Source organism: Campylobacter concisus, from assembly GCF_902460875.1.
GTDB lineage: Bacteria > Campylobacterota > Campylobacteria > Campylobacterales > Campylobacteraceae > Campylobacter_A > Campylobacter_A concisus_AA.
The window spans coordinates 240,203-241,220 of the sequence record NZ_CABPVR010000007.1 but is presented as its reverse complement, the minus strand read 5'-3'; the positions used below and the strand labels follow the sequence as shown (position 1 = coordinate 241,220).

General features: G+C 28.7%; 1 protein-coding gene. It reads left to right on the top strand.

The window, feature by feature from the left end; genetic code table 11:
* Positions 1 to 1,018 (top strand): ImcF-related family protein (locus F3H01_RS05040; protein ID WP_316349321.1); only part of this gene is annotated, 1,018 nt, incomplete at both ends.

Genomic DNA, 1,018 nt, shown 5'->3' with positions numbered 1-1,018 from the left:
GTGCTGGAGTATATTTAGGCTCTAGTTTTATTCTAGATACCAAAAATATAAAAGAGCAAAATGCTATAAATAATGCAAATAAAATTTCTTCATACCTTGATGGTAAAAAATACAAGGATCTCTCTCCAACACAAAAGATTGAGCTTCTAAATTTACTAAAACAAAGTCTAAATGACTATCCAAGAATCTTTAGCGGCGATACTAAATTTGAGTATATAACACTAGATACTTCGTATAAAGGCTTCACTCCAGTTAAAGCACTTTACTATGATTTAAATGCTGATTTTTTCAAAAATACAGTTTTAACTGAAATGGAAAATATACTAAAAAATGAAATTGATCCAGATAAGCTAATAAAAGCATTTTATATGTATGATTCGCTCTTTGACAAAGACTATACAAATGTGGATTTATTTAAAATTTGGATTAGCACAAACTGGGATAAATTTGAAAAATATGGCGTTGCAAAAGATGAATTTTTAGCTCATATTGAGGCTATTTTAAAAGCAGAAAATTTAAACATAACTGCAGATACAGTTGCTCAGAGTATAGCAAATACTAGGCTATCACCTGTTCAAAGAGCACAAAGACTCTACTACATACTTGAGTTCATATCATTCAAGGACGATAAATCTTTTTACGATATTAAAAAAGATGTTGAAAATTTATACACAGTAGTCCAAGAAAAAGAAGCATTTAAGCCATTTAATAAAATTTATACAAAAGAAAATTTAAGAGATTTCTTGTCAAAGCTTAGCTCAAACATAGATCAAACAGCTGGAATAGAATCTTGGCTAATGGAGACAAATTCTTCTTTAAAAGATATTAGCTCAAATGATAAGAAAGAGTTAAGTATTGCTGTAATAGAGCTTTATTTGCAAAATTATGCTGACAAATGGAGTCAAATTTTAAGAGAAATAGAGCCAAATGAATTTAGCACAAAAAAAGAGGTCATAGAAGAGCTCGACATCTTGTCAAAGAGAGAAAATCCTTTAAATTCTTTAATAAAATTAACTAA